Origin of the sequence: Photobacterium kishitanii (assembly GCF_000613045.3) — a bacterium.
Taxonomy (GTDB): domain Bacteria; phylum Pseudomonadota; class Gammaproteobacteria; order Enterobacterales; family Vibrionaceae; genus Photobacterium; species Photobacterium kishitanii.
In genome coordinates this window covers 1506818-1523253 of sequence record NZ_LN794352.1, presented here as the reverse complement: position 1 = coordinate 1523253, position 16436 = coordinate 1506818, and the positions used below count along the sequence as shown (strand labels likewise).

The following is a 16436-nucleotide window of genomic DNA, read 5'->3' as shown; positions in this document are numbered from 1 at the left end:
AAAAAGGGAATGATCATCACAATCATTCCCTTTGATTTCATTGCTTTTTATTTACCAATTGAGGTCTTAATACTATTAGCAATAGACTCAGCTTTAGGCCCTAAAATAACTTGTGCACTTTTAGCGCCAATTCTAACAATACCCTTAGCACCAAGCTCTTTTAAAGCATCATCATCAAACAAGTTACAATCTTTCACACCTAGGCGAAGTCGTGTTATACAAGCATCAACAGAAACAATATTATCAGTTCCACCTAGCGCTTCGATGTAAGCTTTAGGATCTATTGTAACCGGCTGTGATCCTGACTTATCGTTAGCTTCATCAACTTCCGGTGTCGGCAGCTTAAATATTTTGATAATAAAGTAAAATATTACAAAATACAGAACAAAGAACACACCAATTATAGGTACTAGCAACCATGGTTTTGTCGCTAATCCCCAATTCAGAATAAAATCAATAAGACCCGCTGAGAAACCAAAGCCATGTAAAATACCTAATGAATTACACACAACCATTGCTACGCCAGCTAGTACTGCATGGATCACATATAAAACAGGAGCTATAAATAAGAAACTAAATTCAAGTGGCTCAGTAATACCCGTCAAGAATGACGTTAATGCCAGCGATAACAACATCCCCCCTACCAACTTACGCTTACTTTTAGGTGAGGCTAAGGTTAATGCTAACGCAGCACCAGGAAGGCCGCCCATCATGACTGGGTATGCCCATGCCATGTATACGCCAGCTTTTGGATCCCCCGCAAAGAAGCGATTAAGATCACCACGAATTGTCATATCAGCAATTTTTGTAATAACGGAGTTATCAATATTGGGTAACGCTTGGCCTAACGTTAGATGTGATACGACCTCAGGATTTAAACAAATTTGATGCAATGAAGATCCAACTTCATAAGACACTTTAGTACATTCACCAAGGCTGAACCAGAACACTGAGTGTAAAAAATAATGAAGCCCTAAAGGTATTAAAGCACGGTTCATTACGCCATAAATAAATTGCCCAATCGCACCGCTTTGCGCAATCCAAGCACTAAAATTATCAATTCCATGCTGAGCAAAAATCCAAAACTCACCACAGAACCACGCCATCACTAAACAGCATAATCCAGCTACAATCGGGGTTAACCGTTTACCAGCAAAGAAAGCTAAAAAATCAGGCATTTTTGCTTGGTAAGAGTAATTATAAGCATGACCTGAAATAATACCGGCAAGAATACCCGCGAAAAATCCAAGATTAACATCAGGATTAATGGCTATTGTTGCCTGCGTTAGAATGAAATATCCAACGACCCCAGCTAATGCCGCAGCACCTGAGCCATCTTTGGATAGCCCAACAGAAATACCTAAAGCAAAAATTAAGGGCAGATTATCGAAAATACTACTACCGGCTTTAGCTATAAAACTGATATCAAGCATATCAGGCATACCGAACCTCAACAGCAAAGCTGCAATTGGTAAGGTTGCGATGGGTAGCATCAATGCTTTACCTAATCGCTGGAAATAAGCGAAATTTACCATATTCGTGGCCTTATTTTATTGAGAATTAAAGCTACAGATAAAAGATAAGCAAAACCTATATTTCATCTCAAGCGTTCAATAAAATAATCTTTTTACGTAGTACGAATTAATACTAAACTTGCAAATAGCAGTACTTTTTCATCAGTCGCATTTTTTTCCCTCTAATTCATGTACTATCTTCGTAAATAACAATACTTTTACGTCATATTTTAATTTCTAAGACCTCTGTAAATGGAGAGATAATTTGAAAGCAAGTTTAGAAAAAGTACCACAGCGTGTTGGAGTATCATGGCGTTTGAAGCAGATAGTGGATAGAGAAAAAGATTTTAGTTGGCATTATCATAATAAAGAGTTCGAACTGATGCTGCATCGAAATTTTCACTCAAGATGCCATATTGGACATTATCATGGTGAGCTTGAACCACTAAGTATGATTTTAATTGCTCCTAATACTCCCCACGCCATTCAAGCTATCGAAACAAATAATAATGAAGATTTTGAGACTATCGTTATCTGGTTTAAACAAGATTGGATAGCTAATATGATGTTTAGTTGTCATGAACTAAGAAAGATTGATGTATTACTAAAACGGGCTCAGAAAGGACTTTTATTCAATCAGCAAGCTGCAAACGATGTGGCTGTTATCGTTGATGACATTGTCACATCCAATTACGGATCTATCGAATTATTATCACAATTACTGAAGATTTTTGCCATTTTATGCAAGGATAAAACCAGCAAAACGCTGCAGTCTCACCACATTGATAATGAAATCATAACTCGCAACCATAAAGAAAAGATTGAGCGCATTTGTAATTTTATCGAAAAGCATTACGCCGAGCCTCTGACACTAGCCGATATTGCCAATAACCTTTGTACCAGCGAAAGTACAATTCATCGGCTGTTTGAACAACACTTTAATGAAAGCTTTATTCAATACTTAAAAAAATTACGACTTAATCACGCTGCCGAAGCATTAATGTCAAGCAGCGATCCTATCTCTCACATTGCTGAACATGTAGGTTATCGAAATCAAGCAAACTTTAATCGTCAATTTAAGCAATACAAAGGCATGACTCCACGAGAATATCGTCGCACCTATAAATTAAACGCTAAAGTGTAGCCACTTTAGTAATAATATAACGGTAGCGTTTATTAATTAGAATCATCGCTAAAATACTGCTCACGGCTTGAACTCACTAAACTCGATACCACAATTGCCATGTAAAACACGCCAATAATAGCTTCAAGATATGCAAACACTTTAGCAATTGGTGTTATCGGTAAAATATCACCATAGCCAAGCGTCGTTAAAGTGACAAAACTAAAGTATGCGGCATCTGAAAAGTTTTCATGCCATGATCCCTTGCTGAGACCATGAAAAGATCCTGGTAAGAAATGGATCAAAATTAAATAGCCAATTGCCCACATAAGACCCAGTAACAAAAACAAGGCCATTGAACCAATGATTTTGTTGGTATTAATCGAACCCGTAAACAGTATTTGACGCATAATTGAGCGAAAAGTGCCAAAGAAGAAAATAAACATCAATAACAACATGATAATCTCTATTTCCTCGACCCCTAATACAGTACGAGTAATAACGGCCACCAGCCACGTTACGGCTAATGCTGATAAAAATCGAAACCAATTTTTATCAAAACGTAAACTTAGTAGGCAAATACCAAAAGTCATTAACGTAAAAGCTTCAAGAATATATTGTAAAAAACCTGACGTAATCACTTTTTCTAACGATGCACTGATCAATAAAAAAACCAAAGCTAATGTTAAATAGAAAAAGTTATTTTGAGCATTAATTCGCTGGCTGTTTTTATTCAACATCGGTCAATATTCCTTATTATTATTCATATCCTGTAAGCTCCATAAACCCTTTACCGCTCTGCGACCCCGTCACATTTATCGGGCCCTCCCAATAAGGGAACATAAAATGAAGCCACTGATTACGTCGTACAACACTTGTTTGGAGTTTTAATCCTTGTGATGGCACTTCAATTAACCAGCTTAATGGAAATTTAATCCCACTCACTTCACGAAAATGCTGTGGTTTCATACGGATTTGATTATTATCTAATTCAACGACTCTGCCATCAGGCCATGATCGTGAACCGATAAAATAGGGCCTTTGTCCTTTTTCACGTAATTGCGACACCATCAATGCACTACCATCCGCAAGATGAATTGAAAACCAATCCCATCCCAACTGTTTGGCACTGAGCATACTACTGCTCCACTCACGATCAAACCACCCACGACCACGCACGTTGTATTGCTTACCATCAAGCTCAATGACGCCATCAATATCTAAAAACGGAGCACTATAATAATATGAGGCGATACCAAGCAATGGATGTTTTTGGCTATACCCTTCGTCACCTTGTAAAACAATAGAACCCTTTTGCTTAATATTTAGTCTAGCTAACATATCGTCATCGGAAAATTCAAGATTTCCAGGAAAGGGATTGCTAGTGGCTGCACGCCATGACCAATTATCGAGCCAAGCCCGAAAAGGTTTAAGACTTACCCCTGCTTGCCCAATTCCACCACGAGCAAACCTTTCTGTCGCCCAGATTTTATCTTGTGTTGTTATCACCGCATGCGCCATATACATTTGCGGCGTTTTCCAACCCGTTAACTCATCATCACTCGTTGCCATACGAAATAGCGTCCACTGAACGGCTATTTCTTTGCCTGTTTCAGTTTTTAGATTTGCAGTTAAATACCACCATTCAGCAAGATATTCAGGGTGTTCGCCATAATCTCGTGGGAAAACTATCGGCTCTCCTTTAATAACAGGTTCAAACACAAAATCTTTAGATTGGGTTAATGTCTTCACTGAATTACTTCGGGCAGGCTGATTATCACAACCACTTAATGGCATTATAATAAGCAGCATTATTGCTAGATAATATTGCTGCCAACGAGATTGTAGAGTTAAAGCTCTCATTAAAATGACTCTCGCAAAGATAAAATTGCTGACCGATGAACTAAACGCCATACAGGCCATGCACCTGCAACTAATAAAACCAACAAAGCAGTCCCTAACGTCATCAAATAATCATAAGGAAAATACTGTATTTGCATTGTCCAACCAAAAGAGTATTTCAGCACCACATCAATCAGCAACTGGGCTAACAGTAATCCTAACGGCAGGGCCATCAATGCTGTCATCAAACCAATAACAAGCAATTGTCCACCACCGAGTAGTGCTAATTCAATCCCCGTCATTCCCATACAACGCAATAATGAGAATTGTCGTTGTCGAGAAATCTCGCCAGCTATTGTTGCGAAGAATAAGCCACAAATAGCAATAAATAACGTTAAATTCCCTAACGTTGATGTCACCACAAAAGTACGATCAAACACGGTCATCGCTTGTCTCATTAATGCAGCGTTATTGCGAATTCGTTCAGGCTGCAAACGGAATTGCTCGCCTAATTTTGCTAATAATTTATCGGACTTCGCACCCTTATTTAAATGAATAGCTAACCCTACTAGCCCTGAATTAGGCCAAAAGCGTTGCCATTTTTGCTGCGAAATGAGTACCTGTCCGTAAGGATTACCATAATCATAATAAATACCGACAACTAACCAATCTTTATTCATTGGTGCTGGTAGATTAATAATATCTCCAGGTTTCCAATGATGTTTCAACGCCATAGATTCACTGACCATTACCGCACGATCATGATGCAATTGTTGCCAATAATTATTAATACCGACCTTCACCGAAAGTGCTTTTTGCTCTCCCGATGTTTGCCCAATACTCATCACTTGAATGGTACCATTGTCTGAACGTGTTTCTTTTTGCCAGCTCCACCACACTTGCTCAACTTCAGGTTGTTCTTGCAGCCACTTTGAAATACGTGGTGCCATATTCATTGATGGACGAATATAGATATCAGCAGCTAATCGTTGCTCAAGCCAATTTTCAGTAGTATTGCGAAAACTACCGACCATTGTTTCCATGCCAATATTAGAAGCTAATGCCAACATAAAAGCCATTGCTGCAATACCGCGATAACTTAAACTTGCTGCTGCATCGAAGAAAAACCATCGCATACGTGCTCTACGGCTAATATTGCCCAAAAAGTGAAACAGTAACCACAGCAAATAAGGCATCATTAACCCTGATGCGATCAAAATAAAAGCAATTAAAGCGAATCCAGCTAGCTGTCCATGGGGTAATTGATAAACAGCAAAAGCACCCACAATAAACACACAAGAAAACAAAGCTTGCCATGCAAACTCTCGACCACTAAAACGTACTAATGCTAAGTGAGTTGATAAGCGCGCTGGCGGTGTTTTAATTAATCGTACTAATGGCCATGTACATGCAAATGCACAACCAAAAATCGCAATCGCTAAACTTGCCGCCCCCCATTGCCAATTCCAATGCACTTGAAGATTAACATTAGCGTTATATAAATCATTCAATGATGCAGCAACCGATGGCAACAATTGCTGTGCTAGCAGTAATCCAATGATATTACCGCCAACTAGGCCAAGTAATACCCATAAGCACAGCTCACCAATTAACGCACCAGCTAGTTGAGTTCCATTAACGCCAAGTTGTCGTAATACCCCCACTAACGGCTGTCGTTGTGCTAAAGATAATGACATCGCTTGGTAGAAAATAAATAAGCCAACAACAAACGCAAGCATACCCATCGCAAATAAATTCAAATGGAATGCGTTGGTGAGAGGTTCTAATTTAGCGCTTTGTTTACGTTCAAGAGTTAAACCTGGAGGTAGAATATGCGTCAGTTTCATCAACTGCTTACGACTCATTTCACCACAAACGACAGCACTAAACCCAGAACTGGGTTGTAATTCACGCAATAGAGAGATATCAGCAATCATCCGTGAATCATTCATACGACTATCATTGATCACTTCCAATGGACCAATTTTACGTCCTGAATTAAGCGTGAGCATATCGCCACTTTTAATGCCAATATAACTAGCCAGTTGCTCTCCCAGCATAATGGGATACGGTGGCCGCATTAATGTTAATAATTTAACTTTACCGGCATCGATTCCGTTACTTTTTACCGCGCCTAACATAGCAACAGGATCGATACCAAGCAGCTGAAAGTCTCGTTGATTTTCAGTAATGATTCGATGTTCTATTACTGGTGCACAACTTTTAAGCCCCGCTCGACGCATTTGAATGTAAAAACCTTGCGGTACATTCATGCCAATTTGAACGTGACGAATACGGTATGGAAAAGGATTAGAAAAAAGTTGTTCACCTTTACGGTAACTTTCTTTGGCTTGTTGATTAACCCCCATTACACCAACCAAGAGTGCAATGCCTAATGTTAAACCAAGCCAAACTAAAACAATTTGTAATGGATGACGGCGATAATGCCCCCAAAGCGCATTAGCTACGGGGCGTAACATTAAGCTGGCCTCCCTGCAAACGAATACATCCCTGCATATGTGATGCGACCTTCTCACTATGGGTAACAACTAATAACGTGCAATGAAGTTGTTTCGTTAATGAAATAAGTAATCTAATAACAGCATCAGCATTACGCTCATCTAAACTGCCAGTGGGTTCATCTGCAAGTAACAATGCAGGTTCCATATAAATGGCACGAGCAATCGCTGCTCGTTGCTGTTGACCTCCTGAAATTTCTTCAGGATAACGTAATAATAATGGCCTTAAGTCCAGTGCGGAAATTAATTTTAACCACAGCTTGTCATCATCTGGTAACCCTTTTAATTGGCGACAAAAACGAATATTATCTGCCACGGTTAACGTCGGTAATAAATTATATTGCTGAAATACCAGACCGATATTTTTACGACGAAAAGCAGTACGCTCACGCTCAGAAATTGCATGTATTGCCGTACTCCCCAACCATATTTCACCCGATTCAGGTTTATCAAGCCCTGCTATTAAATTCAATAATGTACTTTTTCCTGAACCACTTTCTCCCATAAGAGCCACTTGATCTCCGGGATTTAAAGATAAATCAGCCCCCTGAAGCACAGAATGAAACTCAGTACCGTCTAGATAACCTTTACAGAGTTCAGATAGTCGTAACATGTCCAATCACCAACGTTTACTTGCATTACAAATTAGCTACTATTTATTTTAATATTGAATAACTAAAACAATAGTTATTCAATATTACCTGTTTTATTCTTTACATAACAGTTTAGTCATTAACTATTATCGCTTTAAACACTAATCCTATTGAGATATTCCTCTTTAACAACAAACAGCTACCGAGCAAGAGCGATAAATTGTCATTAAGAAACCGAATATGCCGGAAAATTTAATTTTAATAACTATAAAACAAAGACGCATATTAAATTAAACAATAGATAGACTGATTATTTAAAAAACAACTATTCCTTGAGTGAATTATTTGAGGGGTTTTCTTCATCATAAAGCGACAATATTTATATGCATAAAAGCCCATAAAATGTAGTGATAATAAACATATTAAATGATAAAAACTATCATCTTCTACTGTTTAGTATTGCTTTTAATCAATAAAAAGCCATTATCTTTAAAGACGATATTAAAAAAGTTAATAACCGTTTATTTTCGTCCTTATATCACAACACGGAATTTAGAGTGGTTAATTAATGAGCAAAAATATTCTTGTAGTCGGGGCTTCTGGTTATATCGGTAGTCACTTAGTGCCTAACTTATTAGAACTTGGCCATCATGTTAGAGCAACAGGACGTAATCTTAAGCTATTAGAGAAGCGTGGCTGGGGGCACATAAATAATTTAGAGTTAGTTGAGTTAGATTTAGAGCGCGACCAAGATTTGACCGATCTATTTATGGGTATTGATACGGTTTACTTCTTAGTCCATGGGATGAATCATGGTCATGACTTCATTGAATTTGAACTCGATTGCGCTCGTCGATTTAGTCATTACCTTGCTCTTAGTCACGTTGAGCATGTTGTTTATCTTGGTGCCTTACAATCACAAACCGGCCAATCAAAACACCTAACAGCTCGTAAAGAAACGGGGAACATTCTTCGTGATAGTGGCAAGTGTGTGACTGAACTACGTGCAGGTATCATTATTGGCCCAGGCTCTGCTGCATTTGAAGTAATGCAAGATTTTGTCTATCACCTACCGATTATGTTAACGCCCGACTGGGTTACGTCGCGAAACTCCCCTATCGCATTACGTAACCTACTCTACTACCTAACAGAACTTATCGAATGTCCTCAAGATCATAATCTTATTTTAGATGTCGCTGGCCCAGAGCAAATGACTTATAAAGATCAAATGGTCAGACTTAGTAAGATCCATGGTAAAACCATTCGCGTCATTCCATTAAAATGGTTAAGTCCAAAGATGGCGACTTACTGGCTACGGTTTATAACCTCTGTTCCTACTAATATCGCACGCGCACTTATTGGCGGTTTAAGTTGTGATCTTCCTGCTGATGGTAGTGAACTTCAACGTCGTATTCCTCAACACCTCATCAGTTATGAAGAAGCGATCCAAGAAGCACTAGACATGAGTACTGAATTAGTCAAGAGTGAAATTTGGGGCTTTGATCCAGATGCACTATTACGCTGGCAAACCGGTTATGGCTATTACCCCAAGCAAGCTGGCTATACACTCAAAACAGACGCAAGTTGTGAAGCTCTCTGGCGTCAAGTACAGCTTATCGGCGGAGAGGAAGGCTACTTTTTTGCTAATAGCTTATGGCGAGTTCGAGAATGGATGGATGCCATGATTGGTGGTGATGCGCTACAACGTTATCGCCGAGATCCACAACAGCTACAACTGGGTGATAAAATAGATTCATGGAAAGTGATCAGTCTTGAAAAAAATCATTTCCTGTCGTTACTATTTGGTATGAAAGCACCGGGTTTAGGCCGATTAGAATTCACGATTGAAGATTGTGGCGATCATCGCACGATAGATATTCGTGCATGGTGGCACCCAAAAGGTTTCATGGGATTACTGTATTGGTTTGCTATGATGCCTGCGCATTTATTTATTTTCCGCGGTATGACTCACGCCTTAGTTAAACGCTGTAAGGCAAAAATACAAGAAGGTAATATCGACACTAAATAACGCCTACCGTTAATTTATCACTCACGATATTCGATAATAAAATGCAGCTCTAAAAAAACCGAAAGCATCACACTTTCGGTTTTTATTTTAACAGCATAGGTATACGGTAATAATACCCTATTGAATTACGCTGTTTTTGCCGTTTTTGATGCGCACGTCATTTTCCATGCTGCAATAGGACCACTTAGTAGCGTTAGTCCAATTAATAACGAAACGGGTACTGCCGTTATAACAATGAAGGATTGTAGAGCATTCAACCCACCATCACCGGCCAATAATAATACCGCAGCAACAATACCCATAGTGATAGCCCAAAATAAGCGATGCTTACTACTTGGTTCATTATCACCGGAAACTACCATCGCAATTGAATACGCCATTGAATCACCCGTTGTAACTACGAATGTTGTAGTTAACACTAAAAACGCAGGTAACAAAATATAACTCAATGGTAGATTAGACAATGATGCTAATAATACCGCGGGTAAGCCACCATCATTTAGCGGACCAGAGATCATACCTGGGTTATTAAGCTCTAATGAAATACCTGTACCACCTAATACCGCAAACCAAAAGTTTGTCGCAATCGGAGCACCTACAGCAACACACAAGATTAAACTACGGATACTACGACCTTCAGAAATTCGAGCGATAAAAATAGCCATCATTGGTGCAAAACCAATAAACCAACCCCAGAAAAACCATGTCCACCATAAGTTCCACTCAGGCTTAGCCGTGGTCAAACTCATCGTTCCCATATTTTGCAAATAGCTACCAAAAGCAGATCCAAATTCTTTTAATAAGAACGTTGTTGGACCTAGAATCAACATGGCAGCTAAAAGTACAAAAGCACCGATGACATTAAGACGTGATAACCACTGTAAACCTTTATCCATCCCTGATGCTGCTGAGGCTGAATAAATTGCTACCACAACTGCCAGAATAATTAGCTGGGATTGAGTGTTATTTTCTAAACCGGTTAATAACTCAAGGCTATAACCTAACTGCGAGGCTAAAAATCCAATCGGACCAATAGTGCCTGCAGCAACAGCAATAATTGAGCATGCGTCAATGACACTACCCAGCCAATGATTTTCTAAGCGATGTCCAAAAAGTGGAAATAATAAAGCGCGAGGACGTAATTTAATACCATGTTCATGATGAGCGTACATTAACACTATCGTTGATAGCGTACCTAATACAGCCCAAGCAAGAAATCCCCAATGTAAAAAGGCTTGATCTAATGCAGGAGTAACTGCGGCTAGTGTACCGCCTTCTACACCAGAAAATGAAGGTGATGGTGTCATAAAATGATAAATAGGTTCAGCTGCTGACCAAAATACACCGCCACCAGCAAGTAGCGTACACATGATCATCGCTAACCAACGAAATGTACCAATCGTCGGTTTACTTACACTGCCCATCACTTTTTTACCGAACGGGCTAATCGCGACAATTAGTGCAAGAAAAAAATTAACAAGCATCAACCACTGCCAACTTGAACCAAAGGTTTTAGCTGCAGAGCTAAAAGATGTTTGAATCATTGCGGTGAAAGCTGGCATATCAATTAAAGCAGAAAGGACGAATAAGCTAATAAACCCAATCGTTAGTGCTGGAACGAGTTTGTTATCTAAACCTTTCAATCCCATGACTATATTTGGCGTTGTATCATTACTAATTTGGCTTGTATTGCGTTGCATAAATCTCTCACGCTGTGTGTGAGGGAAGACACACTATCAGCATATAGATATTAACACCAGATAAATTTCTCTATAAATTTCAACACTAAAGAGCACAAACAAACACTTCCCTAAGTTTTGTAATTTAAAAACAAAAACTTATATTTTGTCCTACAAACCAATATAACAACAAGCAAAAATCATCGTCACCATAAAATACCATTACCACAAATCATTTTAAAAATTAAAAAATGATTACTGAACAAATCATATTAACTAATGCCATTGCAAACTTAAGTTACCATTCTCATATTTTAACAATCCAGTGAATGTGACATTTTACGCAAATACCCATGTTCCTATGTCCTATAGTAGAAACCATTTTTTAAACGCCCCTATAGAGACACATAATGAAATCCACGTTAATTTGTGCCGTCGTTGCGGCAACCATTTCCCCATCCATTTTTGCTTGCACAACTATTCTTATTGGTAATCAAGCAACAATTGATGGTAGTTATATTATTGCAAGAAATGCAGATCATAGCCCACTCGTTAATCCTCATTGGTTTAATCACCCTCATCAGATCAATACCCACGATGAATTTAAATCTAACAGTAATTCTTTTACCTACCCTTTACCTAAAACAAGTCTTGCTTATAGCAGTTTCTCTAAGGCAAAAACGCAAGATACCTCCTTTGGTTCAGCAGGTTTTAATGAATTAGGTGTCGGTATGTCTGCCACTGAAACTATCTATAACAACCCGACTATGCTTGCAGTTGATCCCTATAATGATGAAACAGGAATTAATGAAGATTCAATTGTTAATGTGATTTTACCACGGGCAAAAACAGCTAAAGATGGCGTAAAACTATTAGGTAGAATTATAGAAGAAAAAGGAGCTGCGGAAGGATTTGGGGTAGCTTTTGTTGATAAAACAGGTATTTGGTATTTAGAAACAGGTAGCGGTCATCAATGGATGGCAACCAAACTAGATAATCATGATTATTTCGTTTCTGCCAATCAAGGACGTTTACAACGTTTTCACCCTAACGACACTGATAAATATCTTTCAAGCCCGACGCTTATAACGTTTGCAATTGCTCAAGGGGTGTATAATCCCGCACATGATGGGCCCTTTAACTTTCACAAAACCTATTCGGTTGATAACGCCAATGATCGCCTCTATAACTACCCTCGAGTCCATGTTATACAGCACATGTATAGTCATGGCATCAAAACAACGTTAGCGAATCCATTAGAGTTTCCTGTATTTGCAATGCCAACCCATAAATTATCAGTAAACGACGTAAAAAAAGGGTTGCGTAACCACTATCAAGGCTCAACACACGATCCATATGCCAACGTTAACCCCAATGAAGCTTATCGGCCGATATCAGTATTTAGAACTTATCAATCCCACATTCTTCAAGTTAGGCCAACACTCCCTCAAGCTATTGGAGAAGTTGCTTATATCGGTTGGGGAATGACAGACCTCACACCATATATTGCGTTTTATCAAGGCGCAAAAATTCCAGCTATCTATAAAACGGGGATCGGTAAAACAGCCGATAACTTCTCAGCCTATTGGCAATTACGCAAAGTGCAAACTCTGGCGATGACTGACTATAATCAGTTTGCTCCAATGGTTAAGAGTGCATATGCTAAATTTGAGAAAAAGCAAAAAGCATTAATGAAAGAAACTGAGAAAAAATATTTAGCTATCTATAAAACTCAGCCTCAAAAAGCACAAGCATTATTAAATGATTTTGAATTAACCACCACTAATCAAGCGATGGCAACTGCAAGTAAACTCCAAAATGCTATCATTACCCAAATGACATCCAATATTAATACTACCTATCAATTCTCGGGAGCTTAATATTCTTTTAATAGCGTAACTACCCTATTATAACGTCACATCTACAACTATTAAGAAAGGCTGTCATTCAATGACAGCCTTTCTTGTTTTGTAACAAATATGTTAATCAATAATTAAATCATATTGAGTGCAGTGATGGTTTACGATATGAGTAATTGTCTGACGATCGATTTTTTGCCACGAGTCTGAATGATCTAATGGTTCAGATGCAAGGATGGTTTTTTTCGCTGAGCACTGAATAAATACCGGTGGTGGCTGATGATCAGAGCTATAACGAACCACCCAAAATTGCTCGCCATCAGAAATACAAAGCGATGTTTTTAATGGTTCTGTTATCGCCTTATCTTCCATTGCTTGTTCGATTTCATACAGCGTCTGATTAATCGCAGCAATTGGGTCGATTCTTAAGCCATTTTTAATCATCATCAAGAAAATCAATTCACTATCAGTTGTTCCTACGCGTTTTAAAAATAACTCTTCCGTTAATTGTCGTACCAGAGTGAATTTTACCTGATCAAAACCACCAATATGGCCATTATGTAAAAACATCCAATTATCAAGTACAAATGGATGACAATTAACACGCGATACTTGTGATCCCGTAGAATGCCGAATATGTGCCATAAAGCGATGAGAGCTAATATGGTGAGCTAACGATCGTAAATTCTCATCACCCCATGCAGGTAAGATATCATGGTAGTAACCAGGTAATGCACGATGAGAATACCAACCTAACCCAAAACCATCCCCATTAACTCGAATAGTTCGTTTTTTATTCGACTCTACACTTTGCTGAATTAATGAATGCTCGGGTTGATAAATTAATTCATCCAAATAGATACTATCACCATGATAGGCTAACCATCGGGACATAACGTATTCCTTACTCAAAACAAAAAGTGCTAACGAAGCAGGATAATTTATCATGCGCTACGCTTGATAACTATGCCTATGTCGTCTATCGTAACCTGCTTATTAATTAATATATTTATAACAAAAATATATCATTCACGCTCTTTCATATATTGCTTTGGTGGTCGCCCTAACGTTTTTTTGAAAAACAAAATAAAGGCACTGACAGACTCATAACCTAAGTCTTCAGCTACACGTTGAACAGACTCACCCATTGATAGTTTTTGAAGCGCCACGACGATATGCAACTGTCCACGCCAACGGCCGAATGTTAATCCAATCTCTTGTTTAACAAGTCGTGCTAATGTCCGCTCACTCATCGCAAATTGTGTCGCCCACTCACCAACAGTATTTCTATCCCCTGGATTTGCTAATAATCGTTTCGCTATTTGATTCAATCTATGCTCAGAGGGAATAGGAAAATCAAAATGTTCTGTTGGCATTGATATTAATTCATCAACTAACACATCAACTAAACGTGCGACTGAACCATCTTTATCATAATCCTGTTCTTCTTGAGCAAGGCGAATGATTAACTCGCGTAATAATGGCGAAATAGAAAGCGTACATGCTTTGTTTGGCATACCGATAATATCTTGCTCAACAAATAGCATACACACATCAGCATCTGGTGAAATTCGATTGCTGTGCGGAACCTGGCTGGGTATCCATACCGCACAATGTGCAGGCACCATCCACACCGCATCATTAATATGGCACTTAGCAAACCCAGTTAAAGGCATGACTAATTGGCCTTTATGATGTTGATGGAATGGGACTTCCTCTTCCTTTTCAATACCAGCAATACGCAATGCCAGTACCTTTTGTGGGTAGAGATCTGTATCAAATTCCATAAAACTGGTTTTAAAATTCATGTTATGTCCGTTTTTAGATATGAATTGTCAATATACCCGAATACAGAAATAAAAGTAAAGCTTATTATTACATCATTGCTTTATAGGAGACTGATATGTCACACAACGTACGTAAAATTGCGCATCCAGCGCTGGTGATCGCAGGAATCTTGCTAATCGCAAGTAACCTTCGTGCACCAATCACTGGTCTAGGCCCTATTCTAGACTTTATCTCTCATGATCTTGGCTTATCAGCAACACAAGCCGGTATGCTTACCACATTACCATTGCTAGCCTTTGCCATTTTCTCACCAATATCTTCTGGCCTAGCAAGAAAGATGGGACTTGAGCCCTCACTTATGTTGGCACTGGTACTTGTGGCTGCTGGTATTGTTGTCCGTTCGGCTGGCTCAACCACCATGCTCTTTTTAGGTACCTGTATTATTGGTGTGGGTATTGCTATCGGTAACGTATTGCTACCAAGTTTACTAAAAAGAGACTTTCCAACTCAAGTACCGACACTAACGGCTGTTTATGTACTTGTTATGGGTATTGGTTCTACCGTAAGTTCTAGTTCTGCTATTCCTTTGTTTAATTTAGCAGAAAAACTACACATTACTGCTATTCCAAACTGGGCATTTTCACTTGCTGGTGTCATTATCTTCCCAGCGCTATCTATCTTAGTGTGGTTACCACAGTTAAGCGGCAATACTCGTCCAGCTGCAGACACCGCAGAGATTGATAGCCATAGTTACTTATGGCGTTCAGCAGCAGCTTGGCAGGTAACGATTTTCCTTGGTCTTAACTCATTTATTATGTACATCTTTATCAGTTGGTTACCAAGTATCCTAATTGATAACGGCTACACAGAAAACCAAGCAGGTTATATCCACGGTATTCTTCAACTTTCAACAGCAGTGCCAGCATTAGTACTTATTCCACTAATGGCAAAAATGAAAGATAAGCGTGGTATGAGTGTGGCAATGGCGATACTGTCATTTGTTGGTATTCTTGGCCTATTATTCATGCCAGAGCACGCAATTGTATGGGTTATTGCTTTTGGTTTCAGCTGTGGTGGTGGTTTTATTCTTGGTCTATCGTTCGTAGGTATTCGTACTCATGACGCACACCAAGCAGCAGCACTATCAGGTATGGCGCAATGTATGGGTTACCTACTTGCCGCTACTGGCCCTATCATTTTTGGTTCATTACATGAAATGACAGGCAGCTGGCATACACCATTACTAATGACTGCTGGTGTATGTATTATCTGGGCCTTATTAGCGTTATTTGCGGGTCGTTCACATGTCATTGTTCGCACTAAGAGCGGTAAAGATATCATTATCGATGACACTGAACAGCAGATTCAATCTCATCCACATACTGATGTGCATGCAGAGATTAAATATCTAAAAGCAGAGTTACAACGTATTACTAAAGAGCGTGACCAATTGAAAAACGCTATTGAGAATAAACAGTAATCTCGTATCA

Annotated in this window: 12 protein-coding genes; 4 read left to right on the top strand and 8 right to left on the bottom strand. The window is 38.9% G+C overall.

Annotated elements, in window-relative coordinates; all coding sequences use genetic code 11:
* Window positions 1–47: 47 nt before the first annotated feature.
* Window positions 48–1535 (bottom strand): N-acetylglucosamine-specific PTS transporter subunit IIBC, encoded by a 1488-nt coding sequence (gene nagE, locus PPBDW_RS07225; RefSeq protein WP_036794397.1) that lies wholly within the window; start codon window positions 1533–1535, stop codon window positions 48–50.
* 244 nt (window positions 1536–1779) lie between these two features.
* Between nagE and PPBDW_RS07220 the strand changes: the two genes are divergently transcribed.
* Entirely contained in the window at window positions 1780–2658 is an 879-nt protein-coding gene (locus tag PPBDW_RS07220; RefSeq protein ID WP_036794395.1) for a helix-turn-helix domain-containing protein, read from the top strand.
* A gap of 32 nt (window positions 2659–2690) precedes the next feature.
* On the opposite strand, the gene PPBDW_RS07215 is transcribed toward PPBDW_RS07220, so the two are convergent.
* Genes PPBDW_RS07215 through PPBDW_RS07200 form a run of 4 tightly spaced genes read right to left on the bottom strand, consistent with a single transcriptional unit; the run spans window position 2691 to window position 7611 of the window.
* The gene (locus PPBDW_RS07215; RefSeq protein WP_036794393.1) at window positions 2691–3377 is read right to left on the bottom strand and encodes a potassium channel family protein; all 687 of its coding nucleotides are present in this window, start codon (window positions 3375–3377) and stop codon (window positions 2691–2693) included.
* A gap of 19 nt (window positions 3378–3396) precedes the next feature.
* Window positions 3397–4500: a lipocalin-like domain-containing protein gene (locus PPBDW_RS07210; RefSeq protein WP_036794391.1), complete on the bottom strand. Its 1104-nt coding sequence runs from the start codon at window positions 4498–4500 to the stop codon at window positions 3397–3399.
* Complete coding sequence (locus PPBDW_RS07205) at window positions 4500–6959, bottom strand: ABC transporter permease (protein ID WP_036794388.1); 2460 nt, start codon at window positions 6957–6959, stop codon at window positions 4500–4502. Before PPBDW_RS07205 ends, PPBDW_RS07210 begins: the two co-directional genes overlap by 1 nt.
* Entirely contained in the window at window positions 6940–7611 is a 672-nt protein-coding gene (locus PPBDW_RS07200; RefSeq protein ID WP_036794386.1) for an ABC transporter ATP-binding protein, read from the bottom strand. Before PPBDW_RS07200 ends, PPBDW_RS07205 begins: the two co-directional genes overlap by 20 nt.
* A gap of 548 nt (window positions 7612–8159) precedes the next feature.
* Between PPBDW_RS07200 and PPBDW_RS07195 the strand changes: the two genes are divergently transcribed.
* Window positions 8160–9620 (top strand): DUF2867 domain-containing protein, encoded by a 1461-nt coding sequence (locus tag PPBDW_RS07195; RefSeq protein ID WP_036794385.1) that lies wholly within the window; start codon window positions 8160–8162, stop codon window positions 9618–9620.
* A gap of 125 nt (window positions 9621–9745) precedes the next feature.
* On the opposite strand, the gene PPBDW_RS07190 is transcribed toward PPBDW_RS07195, so the two are convergent.
* A complete protein-coding gene (locus PPBDW_RS07190) occupies window positions 9746–11320 on the bottom strand; it encodes a BCCT family transporter (protein WP_036794384.1) in 1575 nt (524 codons plus the stop codon).
* A gap of 389 nt (window positions 11321–11709) precedes the next feature.
* Between PPBDW_RS07190 and PPBDW_RS07185 the strand changes: the two genes are divergently transcribed.
* Window positions 11710–13179 carry a C69 family dipeptidase gene (locus PPBDW_RS07185; RefSeq protein WP_036794383.1) on the top strand — a complete coding sequence of 490 codons (1470 nt, stop codon included), beginning with the start codon at window positions 11710–11712 and terminating at the stop codon, window positions 13177–13179.
* 102 nt (window positions 13180–13281) lie between these two features.
* Here the strand turns inward: PPBDW_RS07185 and PPBDW_RS07180 are convergent, their stop codons facing one another.
* Both PPBDW_RS07180 and PPBDW_RS07175 read right to left on the bottom strand, forming a co-directional pair.
* Complete coding sequence (locus PPBDW_RS07180; protein ID WP_036794382.1) at window positions 13282–14052, bottom strand: class II glutamine amidotransferase; 771 nt, start codon at window positions 14050–14052, stop codon at window positions 13282–13284.
* A gap of 131 nt (window positions 14053–14183) precedes the next feature.
* Window positions 14184–14966, bottom strand: a complete 783-nt coding sequence (locus PPBDW_RS07175) for an AraC family transcriptional regulator (RefSeq protein ID WP_036794381.1) — start codon at window positions 14964–14966, stop codon at window positions 14184–14186.
* Window positions 14967–15061: 95 nt separating this feature from the next.
* On the opposite strand from PPBDW_RS07175, the gene PPBDW_RS07170 reads away from it, so the two are divergent.
* On the top strand, window positions 15062–16426 hold the full coding sequence (locus PPBDW_RS07170) for a CynX/NimT family MFS transporter (protein ID WP_036794379.1): 1365 nt from the start codon (window positions 15062–15064) through the stop codon (window positions 16424–16426).
* Window positions 16427–16436 lie beyond the last annotated feature (10 nt).